We start from the raw sequence: 19423 nt of genomic DNA on the forward strand, positions 1-19423 counted from the left end.
TGGGCTCAGGTAAAATCGCCGCTCAAATCGGTAAGGGCATCAGTATATGCGCAAAGAGACAATCGTCGAAAACCTGAATGCAGTAGGTGAGCGGATTGTGACATGCTGCAACAACTGCGATCGCAACCCCGCAGAAATTACTCTACTGGCGGTTTCCAAAACACGGCCGGCGGAAGACTTGCGGATCGCTTTTGCAGCTGGCCAGCATCACTTTGGCGAAAATTATTTACAGGAAGCCCTGCAAAAGCAGGATGCCCTGTCCGACCTGGATATTCACTGGCATTTTATCGGGCCGCTGCAATCGAACAAAAGTCGAGCTGTGGCGGAGCGATTCCATTGGATACACACGGTGGATCGCTTAAAAGTCGCCCAGCGCCTGTCGGCGCAGCGCCCCAGTAACATGGCGCCACTCAATATCTGCTTGCAGGTGAACATCGATGGCGAGCAGAGCAAGTCTGGCATAGCTCCACAGGATTTGGTGGCTCTGGCGCGTGAAGTGATGACATTGCCGGGGCTGTGCCTGCGCGGCTTGATGGCGATTCCCGCTGTTCGTGACAATGTATTTGAGCAGGAAAAACCATTTATCCAGTTGGCAGGGCTGCTGCGAAGTCTTCGCGAAGCATTTCCCGAGCAGGCCTTAGATACTCTATCCATGGGGATGTCTAAAGACATGGAGGCTGCTATTGCCAGCGGCGCCACTATTGTGCGTATCGGCACAGATATTTTTGGGGCACGAAACTATTCTGCATGACAGAATTAGTACGCAAGTAGATTTTTTTTGGGATATAGGATGACAAAATCTGGGACTGTAGATGTATTGCTGCTGCTTTTATCAGTGAGCGCAGTGCTATCTCTGTCTGTAACGAATAGTGTACTGGTGACTTGGGTGGCGCTTGAGTGGTTGGCTTTTATCTGCCTGCTTGCATTTGTCTCTCCCAAAATCTCATTGGTTACCGGCTTTTTGAATTCGGCAGTTACTGGGATATTCGGGGATAAGAGCCGTTATTGGCTTTGGATATTGGCGATTGTTCTTAACTTGATTGCGATTGTGGAAACATTTCCTTTTTTGTTTCGTTGATGCTTGTTTCTCTATTCTGATAGCGCTACTTAGCCAAATGAAGCTAATTGAATAGCTCCCTCTTCTAACTAAGACTATCGCCTTGTGTGTCTTGTTATTGGGCTTGAACGACCACATATTAATGAATCCTCCCAGGAGGAGAATGCGACTAAATTTTGCAACCGCCCAAGGTGATATGAGTGAGTACAGCGAACCCTAAGATGGTTTTTATTGGTGGCGCCGGCAATATGGCGGGGGCAGTGATCGGTGGTTTGGTGGCCTCCGGTTATCCGGCGGACCAGATCACTGCTACAGGCCGTGATCGGGATAAACTCAATGCTTTTGCCGAGAGCCACGGGGTAGCTATTAGTGACGACAATATTGCCGCTATTGTCGATGCCGATGTAATTGTGCTATCGGTGAAACCGCAGGTTATGCGGGAACTTTGTGAAGGACTGAAACCCCATTTGGTGGATCGCTCGCCCTTGATTATCACTTTTGCTGCAGGAATCCCGCTCGCGGCTTACCACCGTTGGATGGGAATACACCTCCCTATTGTCAGGGCTATGCCTAACACCCCGGCCCTGGTGCAAACCGGAGTTACCGGTCTCTATGCCGATAGCAAGGTAACGGGTGAACAGAAGGAACTTGCCGAGCGCATTGTCGATGCGGTGGGTATCTCCTACTGGGTTGAGGAAGAGCGTGGCATCGACCAGGTGATTGCGGTAGCGGGATCGGCACCGGCTTACTTTTTCCAGTTTATGGAGGCCATGATTGATGCGGCTTCCGCCGGTGGCCTTGCTCGTGCGGATGCGGAGCGCCTTGTGTTGCAAACTGCCCTGGGCGCCGCCAAACTGGCGGTCGCCAGCGATGTTGACGTCGCCCAGTTGAAGCGCAATGTGATGTCACCAGGTGGAACCACTGAGCGAGCTGTTCAACGGTTCGAGAAGGGTGGGTTGCCGCAGTTAGTGGCCGATGCCATGCGCGATTGCGAGGAGCGGGCGACAGAAATGGCAAAGGAATTGGATCGGTAACAGGTTCCGGTCCAATTGGGTAGGTGCAGCGGTGGCTGCTGAAAATCTTTTTGTTTAGGGTTTATCCATGGTCAATACCTTCAGCGATATCGGCGTTTATGTCGTGGGCATACTGGGCATTTTGTTCCTTTTCGCCGTGTTATTGCGTTTCCTATTGCAGTTGGGCCGTGCGGATTTTTACAACCCCATATCTCAGGGAGTTGTGAAGGTTACCAACCCTTTGCTGCTGCCGCTGCGCAAAGTGGTGCCAGGACTTTTTGGCGTCGATATGGCCTCAGTAGTACTGGCGTTGATAGTCGGTTGGGCGATGATTATGGCTTGCGCCATGATTGCAGGTTACGGCCTGGTTAACCCCCTCAGTGCCCTGCTGTGGTCGTTGATCGGCTGTGTCTCCACTGTGATAGCGATGGTGTTTGTCGGCTTATTGGTCTCCATCGTTGCCAGCTGGATTGCGCCGAATAGCGGCCATCCAATTCTAATTTTACTGCACCAACTCCTGGAGCCATTTTGCGGACCTGTGCGACGCTTGATCCCGCCGTTGGGGGTGATTGATATCAGCCCGATATTTGTCTTTATCCTGCTCACTGTGATTAACAGGCTGCTTATTGGTTTTGCCCAAATGGCCAACATGCCGGCTTTCGTGTACAGCCTGTTTTGGCATATCCCCGGCTTTTAAATAGCCACTGTACCACCCAACAATATCTTTGCAGCCTCAACCTACTCTCGGTTCGGGGCTTGCCCGCCGGTCCACACTTTGCATTACGCCCCCTCGAAAGGCTCAGATATTCCTGTGGGGCCGCTTCTAAATTGTGACCGGCTGAACATTTCTTCACCTACGCACACTGGATCGCACCTGGCGCGATGTTAGACTCTAATACTATCAATTGACGGCCCTTTCCCTCGTCTTAGGGGGCGGCCGGTAGTCATTGGGTCTCAATAAAAAGAACATCGTGAAATGGAAGACGCACATTTACGCCAGCATATTTCCGACTACGACCGTTGGAAAAAAAATCTCGATCGCCAATTTGCCCACTTCAGTCAATGGCTAGAGCAGCACTTTTCCAACTCTGCAGGTGCTTGCCAGGTTGTACAACAGGCTCGCGCCTTGCTCGCCGACGACCAGTTTACCCTGGTTTTGGTCGGGGAGTTTTCACGTGGGAAAACGGAGTTGCTCAACGCGCTGCTGTCGCAAACTTACGGCCAGCGTTTACTTCCCTCACGACCCGGGCGTACGACGATGTGCCCAACCGAAATATTCAGTGATGGTGGTGAACGGGCTAGCTTGCGGTTACTCCCAATTGAGACCCTGGCAACAAATACCAGTCTCGAAAGTTTCCGTCGAATACCGCAAAAGTGGGTAACTCACGAGTTTGATGCCAATGATCCAGAGGCGACCAGGGAGACTTTGTTAAAGGTTGCCTCAACCAAGTCAGTAATGCCGGAAGAGGCGGCCCGCTACGGTTTTGACCGCCGCCATCTGGATGGCAAAGGGAATCTTGTCGAAATCCCAGCATGGCGTTTTGCTCTGATTTGCTTGCCGCATCCATTGTTAGATCAAGGTTTACGTATTATCGACACTCCCGGGCTGAATGCCCTCGGTAATGAGCCGGAACTCACTTTGAGCACTTTACCTGGTGCTCAGGCTGTTGCCTTCTTGTTGGCCGCTGATGCGGGCGTAAGTGGCACTGATATGAGCATGTGGGAGACTCACCTGGCACCGTTGCAGGAGCATCGCGGAACCTCTGTGATGGCACTGCTAAACAAGATGGATGTGCTATGGGATGACCCCGAAGAGGACGCTGAGTTGCTGTTGCGCCGCATGCGTGCAGAAGTAGCCCGTCTCCTCTCCCTGCCGCAAGAAAGTGTTGCAGGGGTATCTGCAAAGATGGCCCTGCTGGGGCGACAGCAACGAGATGCGGATTTGATCCGAAACAGCCGCTTTGGTGAGTTTGAGCGGATGTTGGTGCAGCGTCTGTTAGAGCATCGTCATAAAATGGCAGAACACCGCTCACTACATCAAGCGCTTACCTTGATGGCTGATACCCGCGATCTACTCAAGCGTCGCTTAAATAGTGGGCGTGCGGCACTAGCTCACTTACAGCGTAATAGTGGTAATACTTCTGAACAGCTTGCAGAGTTAGAGCAGCTGCAGGTGACTGTTCGTGAACAACATAAGCTTTGCCATCAGGAGTTGCTGACACTTAAGTCGAGCCAGAGAATGCTCTCTAGACAGAGTGCATCGCTGTTGACGCCGATTTCCAGGCAGCAGTTGCAGGCGCTGATTGACGATACCCTGGCTACTCTCAATCGCCGTTGGACGCCCATGGGAATGGCCAAGGCTATTGATACCTTTATGGAGGGAGTGGATCACCAACTCTCCAATCTTGAGCGGGAAGTGGATCAGGCTAATCGCTTGCTCGACGCTGTTTTCGAGCGCTCCAGTTTAAAGAAAGTGGATGATGCCGAGCAGTATTTCACCATTCGCAAATTCCGCTTTGCGTTGCGCGGGTTGCATCGCCAGGCCGCACAGCTGAGGCGGTCTCCGCAGTTACTACTGGCGCGTCGCAATCGTCTCAGTGAGCGCTTTATTACTACGCTTGCCAGCGAAGTGGGTAGGCTTTACGACGAAATGAGTAACAATGCTGAGAGCTGGCTGGAGCAGGCTCTCGAACCCCTCAAGCAGCACGCGCAATACCAGAAGCAATTACTTAATCGCCATCTGATTAAGCTTACCGAGTTAAAGCAGAAAACTCGCAGCCGCCGTACTGATCTTCGAACACTGGAGGATGAGGTTCAACGAAATGATAAGGCGCTGGTGGCGCTAGAGGATCTACTGCGGCACAACAGTTCAGCGCCACAGCCTGTTGCACCGGCGCCGCGTGCGCGCAATGTTACGCCTTTGAAAGCCTCCCAAATCACTTGAACCGGGTACTAATTGATATTGGTTCTGGCTGGCATTTGTTATAAGTTGCAGTGATCTTATTCACTGACTGCTTCGGCAATTTGCCAGGCAGCACCTATCAACCTGACAGATACAGTGCCTTGTCAACGGAAAATCCTATCGCTTCTGCGGAAGCCCAAACCGCAACTACCGGTGACCCAGGCTCCGTGGGCCTTGTTGAGCCTAAAAGCCATCACTTTAGTGAACCGCTGGAATTGGCCTGTGGCCGAGTACTGAAAAATTACACTCTGGTTTATGAGACTTACGGTGAACTCAATAGGGAAAAGACTAACGCAGTTCTGATTTGCCATGCCCTGTCTGGGCACCATCATGCTGCGGGACGACATAGTGCTGACGATAAGCGCCCGGGATGGTGGGACCACTATATCGGTCCGGGTAAGCCGATAGATACTAATCATTTCTTTGTGGTGTCCGTTAATAATCTCGGCGGTTGCCACGGATCTACCGGCCCCGTATCCATCAACCCGGATACCGGCACTACCTGGGGGCCGGATTTTCCATCACTGCGTGTCCGCGACTGGGTCCACAGCCAAGCGCGTCTGGCGGATATGCTAGGCATTCGACAGTGGGCGGCGGTTGTTGGCGGCAGTCTCGGTGGAATGCAGGCAATGCGCTGGTCACTGGAATACCCTGAGCGCCTGCGTAATTGCGTGGTGATTGCCTCTGCCATGAAGTTATCTGCACAGAATATCGCGTTTAATGAGACCGCACGCCAGGCGATAACATCCGATCCGGACTTTTGCGATGGGCACTACCTCCAACAGGATAAGTTACCCCGCAGAGGCCTGGCCGTCGCGCGTATGATCGGACATATCACTTATTTATCCGACGACGGGTTGGGGCGCAAGTTTGGTCGAGAATTGCGCAGCGGCAGCTTTCAACAGGGATCGGATGAAGAGGTGGAGTTTCAGATACAAAGTTATCTGCGCTACCAGGGAGCCAGTTTTTCCACCACCTTCGATCCCAATACTTACATTCTGATGACTCGAGCGCTAGATTTCTTCGACTTAGCTCGGGAATACGGGGATGACCCGGTAGAGGCCTTCTCCCATGCCAAGTGTCGGTTTTTATTGGTGTCATTTACTTCTGATTGGCGCTTTGCGCCGGAGCGCTCGAGGGAAATCGCCGATGCCCTGATGCACGCGGATATTCCAGTCAGCTATGCCGAAGTAGAGTCAGCAATGGGACACGATGCCTTCCTGCTGCCCAATGGTCGTTATGAAGGTGTATTTCGTGCCTATATGCAGAGAGTTGCGGCAGAAATTGCTGAGGAGGTGTACTGATGCGGATAGATTTGGATGTGATCCAGGAATGGATCGCTCCCAACAGCCGGGTTCTCGATCTCGGCTGTGGCGATGGTGCGCTGCTCGATCAGCTGGGGAGAAATAAAAATGTGAAAGGCTATGGCCTGGAGATTGATCCCGAGCAAATAGAGCGATGTGTGGCCCGTGGGGTCAATGTTGTCGAGCAAAATCTGAATACAGGGCTGGGAAATTTTGCTGATGGCAGCTTTGATGCTGTGGTGATGACCCAGGCACTGCAAACCTTGAGTCAGCCTCATTTAGTGGTAGAGGAAATGCTCCGGGTTGGGCGGGATTGCATTATTACGTTTCCCAATTTTGGGCAGTGGAAGGCCCGCTGGCACCTCGCATTCTCCGGGCGCATGCCAGTATCCGACTTATTGCCATACGAATGGTATGACACTCCCAATATTCACTTTTGTACTTTTACAGACTTTGAGGTGTTATGCAGGGAAAACGGCTGGGCGATTCTGCATCGGCAAGTGGTTTCTGAGTCCATGGTTGGGCGGGCACTCAAAGACTTTTTACCAAATTTGTTTGGTGAGACAGCCATCTATCACCTAACTCGCTAAACTAAGATTTGCGCCAGCTCTTTTGTGGAGGACTTTGGCGCGATAAATAGATCGAGAAAGGCACTCCTGAGGGAGCCTGACTGGAATTGACCACCAAACCTGCTGGGAGAGGTGGTGCCTATAACAACTGGAGGTGGAGCGTGAAACGCATCCTTACCCTGGCTGCTTTTGTGGCCTTGCTATTTTTATCTGTCGGCGCTGCCGCGCAAGAAGCGCGTACGATTAAGAACTACGCTGATTTTGGCGACTATCGAGTAGTCTATTCAGTGTTCAATAGCGATTTTATCCAGCCGGATATCGCCCGTCAGTACCAGTTGGCTCGAGCAAAAGATCGGGCCTATGTAAATGTCTCTGTCGTCAAGAAAGAGGGCGGAACCCATGGCCTCAGCGCTGAGATGTCTGGCACAGCTACCAACCTGATCCAGCAGTCAAGACCACTTAAGTTCAAAGAAATTCGGGAAGGGGATGCTGTTTACTATCTCGCACCCCTGCGCTTTGAGGATGAGGAGACCCTTACCTTTAACGTAGATATCAAGCTGCCCAATGGTAAAAGTGAGACGATTACTTTCCGTCGCAGATTGAACCGATAGACATCTGCCAAGGTTCCGCTAGCTGAGAGCTGGTCGAAACCCCTTCTTTAAGATTCACCGCGGGCCGAGGCCCGCTTTTTGTTTGAAGCAATATGGTAAATAAAATTGTTCTTGCCAGCGGTAATGCCGGCAAACTTCGCGAATTTTCACAGCTGTTCGCCTCATGGGATATACAGGTTCTTCCTCAGTCTGACTTTGGGGTAAGTGACGCTGATGAGACCGGATTGAGCTTTATTGAGAATGCTTTGATTAAGGCCCGCCACGCCAGCCGTATCAGTGGCCTGCCGGCATTAGCCGATGACTCCGGGCTGTCGGTAGATGCATTGAGTGGTGCGCCGGGAATTTACTCTGCACGCTACTCAGGTGTCGGGGCGACTGATGAAAAAAACAATGCGAAGTTATTGGAGGCCATGGTTGATGTTGAATCTAAGCATCGCACTGCCAGTTTCCACTGCGCGTTGGCTTTTGTGCGGCAATGGGATGACCCGGTGCCTTTGGTATCTAGTGCAAAGTGGAGCGGGACAATTTTGCGGGAGCCGGCGGGAGAGCAGGGTTTTGGTTATGACCCGCTGTTTTTTGTTGAATCTGAGGGAATGACCTCCGCTGAACTGCCGAGAGACTTGAAGAATCGACTGAGCCACAGGGCCCAGGCTATGTCTCAATTTGAGCTTTTATGGCAGCAAAATATGCAGGGTGCCGACCTTGCCTGATCAGATTGCTGAATTACAGCTGCCACCGCTGAGCCTGTATATCCATATCCCCTGGTGTGTGCGCAAATGTCCCTATTGTGATTTCAACTCCCACCAGGCTGATAGAGACCGGGCTAATTCCGACTACGCCCTACCGGAATCCGAGTATGTGGCGCAGTTGCGCCTGGATCTGATCAGCCAGTTGCCCTGGGTGCACGGGCGAAAATTACAATCCATCTTTTTTGGTGGTGGTACGCCGAGCCTGTTCTCCCCCCAAGCAATTGGGCAGATCCTGGAGGCTGCTGAGCAGGTGGTGGGTTTTGCTGAGGGGATCGAGATAACCCTGGAGGCCAACCCCGGCACTTTTGAGCAAGCCAAGTTCACTGGCTATCGATCTGCTGGAGTTAACCGTCTTTCTATTGGAGTGCAAAGCTTCGATTCCAATCAGCTACAGCAGTTGGGACGTATTCACAGCGGAGAAGAGGCCGAAGGTGCCCTGGCGATGGCGCGTCGCGCGGGCTTTGACAATATTAACCTCGACCTGATGCACGGATTGCCCAATCAGACTGAGGCAGAAGCCCTTGGCGATTTGCGCCGAGCAATTTCCTTGGCTCCAGAGCATATTTCCTGGTACCAATTAACGATTGAGCCAAATACTGCATTCTACAGTGCGCCACCAGTCACCCCCGGCTCCCAGCTGATCGCCAGTATGCAGGGCAGCGGACGCGAACTACTGGCGTCCGAGGGCTATCGTCGTTACGAGGTGTCGGCTTATAGCAAACCCGAACTTGAATCCCGCCATAATATTAATTATTGGTCATTCGGAGATTATCTGGGGATTGGTGCAGGTGCTCATGGCAAGGTAACCCTAGCTGAAACTGGGCAAATTCTGCGCAGTCGTCGCACACGTACTCCGAGGGACTACTTGTCTATCGCCAGGCAACATCCCGAGCTGCTGCATAGTGCCTTGTCCGAACCCCATACTGACAGGGTTGAGAATGAGGATTTGCCACTGGAGTTTCTTATGAATGCCCTTCGCCTGGCGGATGGTGTTCCCAGTGATACTTTTACCCGCTACACCGGGCTGCCGATGTCCGAGCTGCAAAAACAATGGCCTACCCTGATGGCAATGGAGCTTGTAGAGTGTCTCGATAAGCGGGTTGCTGCCACGGCTTTTGGCTTTGACTATATCGATGAGATTTTGCAGCGCTTCCTGGAGCAGGCGTAAGTCTGTGGCAGGAAAGACTTGAAATCCCATTTTGCGCCCCAATTTTGAGGGCAATGGTGCATCGCAGCTGTATAACCACCGCTGTGACCGTGAGAAGATGCGTTGGCGGTGCCCACGCATCGAGTAACTAAAGAACAGGAATGCAATATGAGCGAGCACTCAATCGTCAACGTATCTGACGCTGAATTCGAAGCAGAAGTTCTCAAAGCTGAAGGCCCGGTGTTGGTAGATTTTTGGGCACAGTGGTGCGGTCCGTGCAAGATGATCGCTCCAGTGCTGGAAGACCTGGCAGGCCACTACGGCGATAAGTTGAAGATCGTAAAAGTAGACGTTGATGCGAATAAAGAGAGCCCGGCCAAATACAATGTCCGTGGTATCCCCACGCTGCTGCTGTTCAAAGGCGGCAATGTCGAAGGTACTAAAGTCGGCGCACTGTCCCGCGCGCAGCTGACTGAGTTTATCGACGGTCAGCTGTAAGACTGTCGTTTCCATCCTGCAAAGGGGGTAAATTTCTTTGCAGGATTGGAAACACCCGTTATACTGGCTGTAATTCTGAAATAGTTCAGCGGTCTTGAATTAAATGAGACGAGCTGACAAAACGCCCCTCCACAGGGTCCCTGACCATCCCCGGCGCGTATACTCCTCGAGTTGAACTTGTTCTGATAATGCTCCATAAATTGATTATGGAGAGCAAAAGTTTACTGAGTACTGTGGTCTTGGTAGGAAAAGGTACCTAGGTGTATCGGGTAAATAAACGAGCTAATCTCTAATATCAAACCCCTCCTCAAAATTTCAGGCGTGTCCGCGCCATATGACAACAGAAACATTAATAAGCAATTGGTATGAATCTCTCCGAATTAAAAACCAAACCCATTGAAGAGTTGATTGAAATAGCCAAAGGCATGGGCCTTGAAAACCTGGCCCGTTCGCGCAAGCAGGATATTATTTTCAATATCCTCAAGCGCCACGCCAAAAGCGGTGAAGATATTTATGGCGACGGCGTATTAGAAATCCTTCAAGATGGTTTTGGATTTTTGCGTTCTGCTGACTCCTCTTATCTTGCGGGACCGGATGATATATATGTATCTCCAAGTCAGATTCGCCGATTTAATTTACGTACGGGTGACTCAATTTCCGGAAAGATTCGCCCACCGAAAGAAGGTGAAAGATATTTTGCCTTATTAAAAGTTAACGAAATTAATTTTGACAAACCGGAAAACGCACGTAACAAAATTCTTTTCGAAAACCTCACTCCTCTTTTCCCCAACGATCGCCTCACCCTCGAGTGCGGAAACGGCTCCTCCGAAGACCTGATTGGTCGTATTATTGATCTTGTAGCTCCAATCGGGAAAGGCCAGCGCGGCTTGATTGTTGCGCCGCCGAAGGCCGGTAAAACAATCATGTTGCAAAATATGGCACAGGCCATTACGCGCAATAATCCAGAGTGCCATTTGATCGTACTTCTGATTGACGAGCGTCCTGAGGAAGTGACAGAAATGCAGCGCTCCGTGCGCGGTGAGGTTGTTGCCTCTACTTTTGACGAGCCACCGGCGCGTCACGTACAAGTAGCGGAAATGGTAATTGAAAAAGCCAAGCGCCTGGTTGAGCACAAGAAAGATGTGGTTATCTTGCTCGACTCTATCACCCGCCTGGCTCGCGCTTACAACACAACAGTTCCTAGCTCCGGTAAAGTATTAACCGGTGGTGTTGATGCTCACGCCTTAGAGCGTCCGAAGCGCTTCTTTGGGGCAGCGCGAAATATTGAAGAAGGCGGAAGTCTGTCTATTATTGCTACTGCACTTATCGATACCGGCTCGAAAATGGACGAAGTGATTTTCGAGGAATTTAAAGGTACCGGTAATATGGAATTGCAGCTGGATCGCAAAATTGCTGAAAAACGCGTATATCCGGCCATTAATGTGCGCAGATCCGGCACTCGCCGGGAAGAGCTGTTAATGCCTGAGGGCGAGCTGCAGCGAGTGTGGATTTTGCGTAAGCTGTTACACGATATGGAAGATGTTGCATCGACTGAATTCCTAGTGGATAAATTGAAAGATTTCAAGACAAATGACGAATTCTTCCTATCCATGAAACGGAAATAATTTTTGTATATAAAGTAGCGCCTAAAAAGGCGCTCTTTATTTATTAGGAGCAGAATAAGACGATTAATTGCGTCTATTACTGTTGAAAAGGCGAGCCAATAGGCATATAAAGTTCCACATTGTGGCGCTTGATATGGATTTTAGGCAACGCGCCTTACTGAATTGGCCCAGGGGTTTATTTCTCCGCAAAGGGCCAATCTCAAATGGTTAATCTGGTGGAGCTGGTTATCCATTTGTGACTGCACGACAGCCCACACACCTAGTGAGAACCTTTTGTGAATATCTATATTGGAAATCTGGCCTACGCGGTAACCTCTGACGACCTGCACGAAGCTTTTGGTGCATTCGGAGAGATCTCTCGGGCTACTGTTATCACCGACCGTGAGACTGGCCGCTCTAAAGGCTTCGGTTTCGTAGAAATGCCTAACGACGATGAAGCGCGCAAAGCTATCGAAGAGATGAACGACCAACCGCTGTCTGGCCGTAACATCCGCGTTAACGAAGCTAAGCCTCGCGAAGATCGTCCGCGTCGCCCCCGCTTCTAAGCTGTAAAAAGCTTATTATTTCCGCGGCTCGCAGCCCAGGCTTGCGAGCCGCGACTCCCTCCCTCCTCTCTCTTCATTCCAATTGGTGTGTTGTTACCCATCCTGCGCCTTCTGTTTTACACTGCGCTCTGGTTTATAGTCACGCCTTGTTAGCCCATGAAATATAAAGATCTACGCGACTTTATTAAGTTGCTGGAAAAGCGCGGCCTACTAAAACGAATCAAGCACCCTGTTGACCCCATTTTGGAAATGACAGAAATTTCCGATCGCGTATTGCGAGCTGAGGGGCCTGCATTGTTGTTTGAGAACCCGGTAGGCTTTGAGACCCCAGTTCTTGCCAATCTTTTCGGAACACCAGAGCGAGTCGCCCTGGGGATGGGAAGAGAGAGTGTTGCCGAACTGCGTGAAGTGGGAGAACTGCTGGCTTTTCTCAAGGAGCCGCAGCCACCGGAAAATCTCCGCGATGCCTGGGAGAAGTTGCCGGTCTTTAAGCAGGTCCTGAATATGGGGCCAAAAGTCGTAAAGGGTGCCGCTTGCCAACAGGTGGTCCTTGAGAAGGATCAGGTTGATCTTCATCAGCTGCCAATCCAAACCTGCTGGCCGGGAGATGCCGCTCCGCTGGTCACTTGGCCCTTAGTAATTACCCGAGGGCCTGAGAAGAAACGGCAAAACCTGGGCATATACAGGATGCAATTAATCGGAAAGAACCGCCTGATAATGCGCTGGCTCAGTCATCGCGGGGGTGCGCTGGATTATCGGGACTGGTGTAAGAAGCATCCCGGTGAACCCTATCCGGTAGCTGTTGCCCTGGGTGCCGATCCCGCCACAATTCTGGGGGCCGTTACCCCGGTGCCGGATACTTTGTCTGAGTATGCCTTTGCCGGCCTGCTGCGGGGGGATAAGACAGAAGTGACTGATGCCTTACTCAGTGATCTTCAGGTGCCTGCCAGTGCCGAATATGTTCTGGAGGGATTTATCTATCCCGATGATATGGCTGATGAGGGGCCCTATGGGGACCACACCGGTTACTACAACGAAGTGGACAGCTTCCCTGTGTTTACGGTAGAGAAGGTTACGCACCGTAAAAATCCCATTTACCACAGCACCTATACCGGGCGCCCACCGGATGAACCTGCGATTTTAGGCGAGGCTTTAAACGAGGTTTTTGTGCCAATCCTGCAAAAGCAATTTCCTGAAATTGTCGATTTCTATTTGCCGCCGGAGGGATGTTCTTACCGTCTCGCCGTGGTCACCATGAAGAAGCAGTATGCGGGTCACGCCAAGCGGGTAATGATGGGTGTCTGGTCTTTCCTGCGTCAGTTTATGTACACCAAGTTTGTTATTGTCGCTGACGAAGACGTCAATGCCAGGGATTGGAAAGATGTAATCTGGGCGATGACCACGCGTATGGACCCGGCGCGGGATACGGTGATGGTAGAAAATACTCCGATTGATTATTTGGATTTTGCTTCGCCGGTCTCCGGTTTAGGCTCAAAAATAGGTTTTGATGCGACTAATAAATGGGAAGGTGAAACTAGTCGGGAGTGGGGTGTACCTATTGAGCGCGACCCGAATGTGGTTAAAAAGGTTGATGAAATATGGTCTAAATTGGGCCTCGAATAAGCACGGCGTTATATTCTCAGCACCCCCGTCCGAATAAGCGCCTCTGATGGCGCTCAGTACAGTGACCGCTTAGCGGTCACTCTTTATTTTTCCTCTTTCTCTACATATATAATTTTTATTGCTGGCGTCGCAGTTAGGTATGGGGTCGACCGTGGCTCTGAATTAACTATAAGGAATGCTTTAATGAGGAGAATTTATTTAGTACGCCTGATAGGGATAGTTGTTTTCATATTTTGGTATTAGTACCAAGTGAGCAGGAATAAAATGCTGTAAATAATAATATCGAAGAGTTTATATCTGTAGTTATTTGGTAGGCAGCCATACCTTGAATAGCCATTGCCAGAATAAAAGTGTGGGGGCTAATCCGAGTGTATTTGTCGGCATTTATTTTTGAATTAGAAATTAAATATAGTTTATTATCTTGATGAGCAGAGACATGGGTATTAAATCGGAGAATTCGATGAAGCGTATTGCTATTTGTCTCATGAAAATATAAAAAACAACTGTAGGATGACTACTCCGGAAATTTTTATTTTTAGGAGGTTCTTTCTTGTTGTGTATTTTTCTAAGGTTGGATGAGAATATGATAGGGAATTTATCAAAACTAGTAGTTCTATTTTTTGGGATAGAAATATTTCAGCCTGTGATTGCCAGCCAGGATAATGGTGCAGAGGCAATTTTTGAGAGGATCAAAGGGCTAGCCGGAGAGTGGCGAGAGGAAGGGGCGGAAAATGACGATTTTGTTATTAGTTTTTCCGATACAGCTGGGGGAAGTGTGGTACTGGAAAGTTGGCTCTATAACGGGCACCAACATTCCCTGACGGCCTACCACTTGGATAACGACAATTTAATAGTGACGCACTATTGCCCCCAGGGTAATCAGCCCAGGTTAAGCTGGCAAAAAAATAGTGCTGAAGATACTTTGGCATTCTCTTTCAAGGATGTAACTAATTTTACTTTGGACAGTAAGAGTCGTCTGGATAGCCTCACTTTTACCTGGTTAGGTAACGGCAAGTTACAACGGGAAGAGACTTACTTGAAGAACGGGGAGCAGTTACCCTCATCCTTGACTCTGGTACGTAAATAAGCTGCCAAATCGTTATTAACTGATAGTTTAGATGTATTATTTCTCAAAGCTGGAGCGAAATTCGCGCCAGCTTTTTTATTTGTGAACTTTATTGTGGTTTTGGTTTATATAAGTATGATTCGCGACTGAATTTGCATGCTGTTGCCAGCTTATTGGCATGGGGTGACAGTGCGCGCTATGCCCGGATTGTGTTTTTGCGTATGACGACATGCTGCATTGAAAACAAGTGGATATCTAATTCCTGGAGTTGGGAAACGGTAGAAGTTGGAAGTGAGTAAATAACTAAAATTAAATGGAGAGGTAACAAATGGAATTAATTATTTTTGTAATTATTATGGTGGCAGTTCTTGTTCTGCCTCTGAAGTTGGCAGCTGCCATGTTGGGGGCGAAAAATACGGGTGTATTTTATTGTCTTTTCGCTTTGCTATTGGCCCTAATTATTCAAAGAATTGTTGGCGGCATGTTGCCGGGTGTGACGGATAGCGCTGGGATTTTAATGACAATTCCCCTGGCTGCTATTGCCTATATGCTGGTACTTGGTACGGGTTTTTTAAAGGCTATTCTAATCTCCCTTTTGCAAGGGGTAATTACTTATTTTGCCATGCTACTCTTTGTGGGATTGCCCTGGGCTGTTTAAAACGAAATAAATTCTCGTAGAAAATCTGCAAGCGGCGACTTATTGAATGTTAAATCGCCATTTGCACTATCATTGATTACTAATAGTTTCCTTGTGTGCAAGCTATAACTTTCTGAAAATGGATGTTCTACACATCAGCCTCCGTGCCAATAATGTGTTTCCTAGATAGGGTTTCTACTGGGCAGGCTGTAGGTCCTACTTTCCAATAGGAGCCGCAAGAAATTTACTTAAAACATCAATATAAGTTGGAAAGGCTTCGAACTGGGGTAAATGTCCAACCCCCTCCATCTCAACTAATTCGGCTTTGGGGATTTCTGCTGCTGTACGCTTGCCCAATTGATCGTACCGGCCTAATTTTTCTTGTACAGCTTCAGGCGCACGGGCGCGGCCAATAGCTGTTCGATCTCGGGTACCTATAATCAGTAGGGTGGGCACCTTGATATTGGCAAACTCATAAAGTACCGGTTGAGTGAATACCATTTCGGAGGTTAGGGCATCCACGGTTGCCATATGAGCCGCATCGGGTCCCAGGGTCCAGCCAGCTTGAATATCCAGTAGCGGGTTATATTCTTCGCGCCACTGCTCAAAAAAGTAGGCTTTACTCATGTAGCGTTTGATAGATTCTGGAGTTTGTTTTTTTTCGCGAGCAATCGCTTGGTCCAAAGGTTCATAGGGAACCCATCGCTTCCAGTCTTCAAGGCCTATAGGGTTTACAAGTGCTAGCTTTTTGACTCGCTCCGGGTACATCAGGGTAAACCGGGTAGCCAGCATGCCTCCCATAGAGTGCCCAACTACCATAACCTCTTTTATTTTCAATTTATCCAATAAAACCTTGGTATTGTTGCTAAGTCCCTGAAAAGTGTATTGGGTTAACGGTTTACTGGATTTTCCGAAACCGATCTGGTCCGGCGCTATAACCCGGTACCCTAGCTGACTGAGTTGGGAGATAGTCTCCTTCCAATAAGCCGCCGAAAAATTCTTACCGTGTAACAGGAGTACCGTGCCTCTTGCATCTCTACCCTCTGCAGGAGGTACATCCATAAAGGCCATTGCCAGTGGTTGCCCCTGTTGTTCGAAATGAAAGTGATGAACTGGATAGGGATATTCGTAATCAGTTAAGGCTTTATCTTGAGGAGTTACTGAATATTCAGCGGATGCATGGCCAGTAAAAAACACACTGACGGTAAAAAGTAAGGCAACTATGTAGCGCACAAAGAGGGTCACAGCCGTGTCCTTATTGGTAAACGGGAGTTCACTATAGGGGCAATTGGGGAGTGGCTGAAAGGCCCGTCGGCCTTTCAGGGGAGATGACTCAGGCGTGAGCGCCTAGTAGGGGAGTGCCTTGACTGGGCATAGGCAACTGGGGCAAGTCCTTGACTGCTTGTAGTAAGCCTTCCTCATAGAGTTTTGCTGCTTTATCTTTTTCCCCAAGGGATTGAAATAGGCGAGCCAGTTCAGCGGAGGTAGCGGGATCTTGGCGCAACAACAGGCTTTTCTCAAAATATTGCTGAGCTTTGCCCCAAAGTTCATTGCGCATTGAGAGGCGTCCGAGACAGGTTAGCAGTGCGGCACTCTCCCCATACTCTTTCAGCCAACCTTCAGCTGCTGATATTTGTGCCGCAGGGGCGGCCCCCACCAAGCAGCCGTAGAGTTCGGCAAGCTTGGGGTCCCAAGCTCGATTGAGTAGCCAGCGCAAATGCTTCTCTGCCTCTGTATCTTCACCAATCCGATGCAGTTGCTGTGCGTAGAGGCTGCGCAGGGCTTCGTTGCGTTGCCAGCGGCCACTCAGGCTTTGCCAGGTATTGTGTAATTTATCGATATCTTTGCGATTAGCTGCTTCGGTCAGCTGATGTTGATACACCTCGAGTTCAAGCTGGTGCAGCTCAGCTTCGGGCATGTTCGCATGTTTCTCCAATTCGGGCAGTAGTGCGCGAAGACGGCTCCAGTCACCCAGAAGGTAATAAGCCTGCTTGAGAAGTTGTAACAGGGCAGGATGTTTCGGCTCGAGCTGCTTGGCGCGCTCCAGGCTGGCAATACACTGCTCGTAATGTTTATCGAGGAGCTGCATACGAGCTTGGCTTAGGGCTACAGCCAGGCGGGTATCTTCACCACAGGCCTCCGCTTTGGCGAGTAATTCATTAGCCTCCTCACGAAAGCCCAGCTCAAAGGCGCTGCGCGCTGCCGCCAAATAATTGATCAGCGGGGCTTCAGATCGAGGGGCGCTCTTCAGCAGCTGACGGCGCGCCCGGGACCAGTTGCCCTCCATAAATTCCACCAAGCCGCTGGTCAGGCGTCGGCGCGCTACACGCTGGCGACCAAATCTCAGCCGGTCGACACTACCTCGGAATCCGCGAAAGATACTGCGAGCCAGCCAAATGGCAAAGAAGAGGATAATTAGGGCTGCTGCCAGCGAGAAAATTGCGAACCAGAGGTTCATCTCGTAGCCTTTATTCAGCTCACCGCCAATACCGATTACCAGGTAGCCGGGATAATTGTTAATAGCCTCCGGTAGAAAAGCGCCGAGCAGCAGTAGTACCAGTGCGGTGAAGAACAGTTTTTTCACTGGTTCTCCTCCTGTTGCGAGGCAGTTGGTGCGGCGGTGCCGGATGTTTTGTGTAAGCGCTCAATATAATTGCGCAGGGCAAGTTGGGAGGCGCTGAGATCGGGCATTTCGACCTGGATGCGCTGTTTGCTAAGGTCCGTCAGTTGTTGGGCCAGTGCATCGCGCTGCGGACTGGCAGTGCCGTAACTGAGTAGTAGCGACCGCGCACTATCCAGAGCGTCCCTGTAAACCGTGGTATCGCCGCGAAGCAATGCCAGTTGGGCCTGCTCCATATAAAGGCGCAGAGTCTGGCGAAAGCGAGCTTCACTCTGTGGGGACAGCATTACCGGGTTGATGTCTCCATCAATGGGGCGCACCGATTCGCGCATGAAGCGGGTGAAGTTGTGCCACTCCCGCTTCCATAGGGGGGCACTCTCCTCAATGGTGGGCTGCTCTTCACTGGGTTGTTCTGCCGAAGCCATATCGAATTGTGGTTGGATATTTGTGCGGATTAGCTGTTCTTCCAAGGCGCTGAGACGGAGGTATAAACCCTGGCGATCGATGTTTTGGACCAGCTTCAGTGAGGTGATATCACGGGCAAGCTGTTGGCGTACCCCGTACAGATCCGGTAAGTCCACATCGCGCAATATCTCGTCCACGCGCTCGACCAGCCCCAGCGCAGCGCGACTATCGTCTTCGAGAAGCAGGCGCTGATTGGCTAGACGCAACAGATAATCTGCCTCAGCCAATTGCCAATCGTCGCGGCTTACATTTCCCAGCTGACCCAAGCGGTTTCCCTGTGCGGTGACACTGCGCTGCATGGAAGCCAGTTGCTGCTGCAGTTGGGCGATAGTGCGATTTTGTCGCTCCAGTTGATTGCGTAAATTGGCATCGGCCTGCTCCAGCTGATTGAACTCCCCGGAATAATCGGGGGTTTGGGGTTCAGTTGGGGCAGGGGTAGCAGCTGGGGTTTCCGAAGTGATATTGGAGGTCGGCGCTTGGGTGGTGTTTTCAGCGGCAACCGGCACTTCCGTTGCAGGGGTAATAGTGGTGGTGCTCTCCGGGGCTGCCGTTTTTCCGGGAAGATAGTTGAGGTAAGCGCCAAGGTGTTCGCGCAGCTGAGGAGAGTTAAACCAGGCCAGTGAGGCCACAGCAATCAAAAGGAGGATGAACAGTAGCCACCACCACAGCCCATTGGATCTACTGGCCGCAGCACCCCCGCTGGCTTTACCAGTAGAGGCTTTTTCCTCTGAGGCTTTGGCGAAATTACTTTTGCCTTTTACAGGCTTTGTGTTTTCCGGGGGCTCATTGGTCGCGGCTATATTTTGATCTTTTTTATCGGTCATGGGTATGGCGGCGCAGGTGGAAAATGTCGTCAGATTATAACGAGTGGCGCGAGCCTTAATAGCGGGCTAAACGCCGTTTTAAGATTTTTAGCGCAAAGCGGTCGAGAA

Annotated in this window: 19 protein-coding genes; 16 read left to right on the forward strand and 3 right to left on the reverse strand. The window is 50.5% G+C overall.

From position 1 onward, the window contains the following. Positions 1 to 46 precede the first annotated feature (46 nt). From ACJJIE_RS18115 to ACJJIE_RS18190, 16 genes are all read left to right on the forward strand, one after another. Positions 47 to 751, forward strand: coding sequence for a YggS family pyridoxal phosphate-dependent enzyme (locus ACJJIE_RS18115; RefSeq protein ID WP_282930325.1), 705 nt, complete (start codon positions 47 to 49; stop codon positions 749 to 751). A 39-nt stretch (positions 752 to 790) separates the two neighbouring features. After that, positions 791 to 1078, forward strand: coding sequence for a hypothetical protein (locus ACJJIE_RS18120; RefSeq protein ID WP_282930324.1), 288 nt, complete (start codon positions 791 to 793; stop codon positions 1076 to 1078). A 179-nt stretch (positions 1079 to 1257) separates the two neighbouring features. Next, the gene (gene proC, locus ACJJIE_RS18125) at positions 1258 to 2091 is read left to right on the forward strand and encodes a pyrroline-5-carboxylate reductase (RefSeq protein ID WP_282930323.1); all 834 of its coding nucleotides are present in this window, start codon (positions 1258 to 1260) and stop codon (positions 2089 to 2091) included. Positions 2092 to 2158: 67 nt separating this feature from the next. Beyond that, positions 2159 to 2767, forward strand: coding sequence for a YggT family protein (locus tag ACJJIE_RS18130; protein ID WP_413664057.1), 609 nt, complete (start codon positions 2159 to 2161; stop codon positions 2765 to 2767). A gap of 279 nt (positions 2768 to 3046) precedes the next feature. Continuing rightward, entirely contained in the window at positions 3047 to 5014 is a 1968-nt protein-coding gene (locus ACJJIE_RS18135) for a dynamin family protein (RefSeq protein WP_444892569.1), read from the forward strand. A gap of 137 nt (positions 5015 to 5151) precedes the next feature. Beyond that, the gene (gene metX, locus ACJJIE_RS18140; protein WP_444894782.1) at positions 5152 to 6336 is read left to right on the forward strand and encodes a homoserine O-succinyltransferase MetX; all 1185 of its coding nucleotides are present in this window, start codon (positions 5152 to 5154) and stop codon (positions 6334 to 6336) included. After that, positions 6336 to 6926, forward strand: a complete 591-nt coding sequence (metW, locus tag ACJJIE_RS18145) for a methionine biosynthesis protein MetW (RefSeq protein ID WP_444892570.1) — start codon at positions 6336 to 6338, stop codon at positions 6924 to 6926. The genes metX and metW overlap by 1 nt, the downstream gene beginning before the upstream one ends. A 140-nt stretch (positions 6927 to 7066) precedes the next feature. Continuing rightward, a complete protein-coding gene (locus ACJJIE_RS18150) occupies positions 7067 to 7516 on the forward strand; it encodes a DUF4426 domain-containing protein (protein WP_282930319.1) in 450 nt (149 codons plus the stop codon). A 92-nt stretch (positions 7517 to 7608) separates the two neighbouring features. Beyond that, positions 7609 to 8226, forward strand: a complete 618-nt coding sequence (gene rdgB / locus ACJJIE_RS18155; RefSeq protein WP_444892571.1) for an RdgB/HAM1 family non-canonical purine NTP pyrophosphatase — start codon at positions 7609 to 7611, stop codon at positions 8224 to 8226. Then, complete coding sequence (gene hemW / locus ACJJIE_RS18160; protein WP_444892572.1) at positions 8210 to 9433, forward strand: radical SAM family heme chaperone HemW; 1224 nt, start codon at positions 8210 to 8212, stop codon at positions 9431 to 9433. Before rdgB ends, hemW begins: the two co-directional genes overlap by 17 nt. 147 nt (positions 9434 to 9580) lie before the next feature. Then, the gene (gene trxA, locus ACJJIE_RS18165) at positions 9581 to 9910 is read left to right on the forward strand and encodes a thioredoxin TrxA (protein WP_282930316.1); all 330 of its coding nucleotides are present in this window, start codon (positions 9581 to 9583) and stop codon (positions 9908 to 9910) included. A 365-nt stretch (positions 9911 to 10275) separates the two neighbouring features. Then, positions 10276 to 11535, forward strand: coding sequence for a transcription termination factor Rho (rho, locus tag ACJJIE_RS18170; protein ID WP_108731406.1), 1260 nt, complete (start codon positions 10276 to 10278; stop codon positions 11533 to 11535). A 275-nt stretch (positions 11536 to 11810) separates the two neighbouring features. Then, on the forward strand, positions 11811 to 12080 hold the full coding sequence (gene rbp / locus ACJJIE_RS18175) for an RNA-binding regulator (RefSeq protein ID WP_020413665.1): 270 nt from the start codon (positions 11811 to 11813) through the stop codon (positions 12078 to 12080). Between the two features lie 156 nt (positions 12081 to 12236). Then, entirely contained in the window at positions 12237 to 13703 is a 1467-nt protein-coding gene (ubiD, locus tag ACJJIE_RS18180) for a 4-hydroxy-3-polyprenylbenzoate decarboxylase (protein WP_444892573.1), read from the forward strand. A gap of 583 nt (positions 13704 to 14286) precedes the next feature. Further along, positions 14287 to 14790: a hypothetical protein gene (locus tag ACJJIE_RS18185; RefSeq protein WP_444892574.1), complete on the forward strand. Its 504-nt coding sequence runs from the start codon at positions 14287 to 14289 to the stop codon at positions 14788 to 14790. 307 nt (positions 14791 to 15097) lie between these two features. Continuing rightward, the gene (locus ACJJIE_RS18190) at positions 15098 to 15427 is read left to right on the forward strand and encodes a hypothetical protein (protein WP_444892575.1); all 330 of its coding nucleotides are present in this window, start codon (positions 15098 to 15100) and stop codon (positions 15425 to 15427) included. Between the two features lie 195 nt (positions 15428 to 15622). Here the strand turns inward: ACJJIE_RS18190 and ACJJIE_RS18195 are convergent, their stop codons facing one another. From ACJJIE_RS18195 to ACJJIE_RS18205, 3 genes are all read right to left on the reverse strand, one after another. After that, positions 15623 to 16651, reverse strand: a complete 1029-nt coding sequence (locus ACJJIE_RS18195) for an alpha/beta fold hydrolase (RefSeq protein WP_444892576.1) — start codon at positions 16649 to 16651, stop codon at positions 15623 to 15625. A gap of 88 nt (positions 16652 to 16739) precedes the next feature. Beyond that, positions 16740 to 17990 (reverse strand): heme biosynthesis HemY N-terminal domain-containing protein, encoded by a 1251-nt coding sequence (locus tag ACJJIE_RS18200; RefSeq protein ID WP_444892577.1) that lies wholly within the window; start codon positions 17988 to 17990, stop codon positions 16740 to 16742. Continuing rightward, positions 17987 to 19315: a uroporphyrinogen-III C-methyltransferase gene (locus ACJJIE_RS18205; RefSeq protein ID WP_444892578.1), complete on the reverse strand. Its 1329-nt coding sequence runs from the start codon at positions 19313 to 19315 to the stop codon at positions 17987 to 17989. Before ACJJIE_RS18205 ends, ACJJIE_RS18200 begins: the two co-directional genes overlap by 4 nt. Between the last annotated feature and the right edge of the window lie 108 nt (positions 19316 to 19423).

This window comes from Microbulbifer maximicatervae (SeqCode) (assembly GCF_052467325.1).

Excerpts from the sequence above, each read along its gene's own strand:
- ACJJIE_RS18115 (WP_282930325.1), top strand. The coding sequence starts at position 47 with ATGCGCAAAGAGACAATCGTCGAAAACCTGAATGCAGTAGGTGAGCGG.
- ACJJIE_RS18120 (WP_282930324.1), top strand. The coding sequence starts at position 791 with ATGACAAAATCTGGGACTGTAGATGTATTGCTGCTGCTTTTATCAGTG.
- ACJJIE_RS18130 (WP_413664057.1), top strand. The coding sequence starts at position 2,159 with ATGGTCAATACCTTCAGCGATATCGGCGTTTATGTCGTGGGCATACTG.
- ACJJIE_RS18135 (WP_444892569.1), top strand. The coding sequence starts at position 3,047 with ATGGAAGACGCACATTTACGCCAGCATATTTCCGACTACGACCGTTGG.
- metW (WP_444892570.1), top strand. The coding sequence starts at position 6,336 with ATGCGGATAGATTTGGATGTGATCCAGGAATGGATCGCTCCCAACAGC.
- rdgB (WP_444892571.1), top strand. The coding sequence starts at position 7,609 with ATGGTAAATAAAATTGTTCTTGCCAGCGGTAATGCCGGCAAACTTCGC.
- trxA (WP_282930316.1), top strand. The coding sequence starts at position 9,581 with ATGAGCGAGCACTCAATCGTCAACGTATCTGACGCTGAATTCGAAGCA.
- rho (WP_108731406.1), top strand. The coding sequence starts at position 10,276 with ATGAATCTCTCCGAATTAAAAACCAAACCCATTGAAGAGTTGATTGAA.
- ubiD (WP_444892573.1), top strand. The coding sequence starts at position 12,237 with ATGAAATATAAAGATCTACGCGACTTTATTAAGTTGCTGGAAAAGCGC.
- ACJJIE_RS18185 (WP_444892574.1), top strand. The coding sequence starts at position 14,287 with ATGATAGGGAATTTATCAAAACTAGTAGTTCTATTTTTTGGGATAGAA.
- ACJJIE_RS18190 (WP_444892575.1), top strand. The coding sequence starts at position 15,098 with ATGGAATTAATTATTTTTGTAATTATTATGGTGGCAGTTCTTGTTCTG.
- ACJJIE_RS18205 (WP_444892578.1), bottom strand. The coding sequence starts at position 19,315 with ATGACCGATAAAAAAGATCAAAATATAGCCGCGACCAATGAGCCCCCG.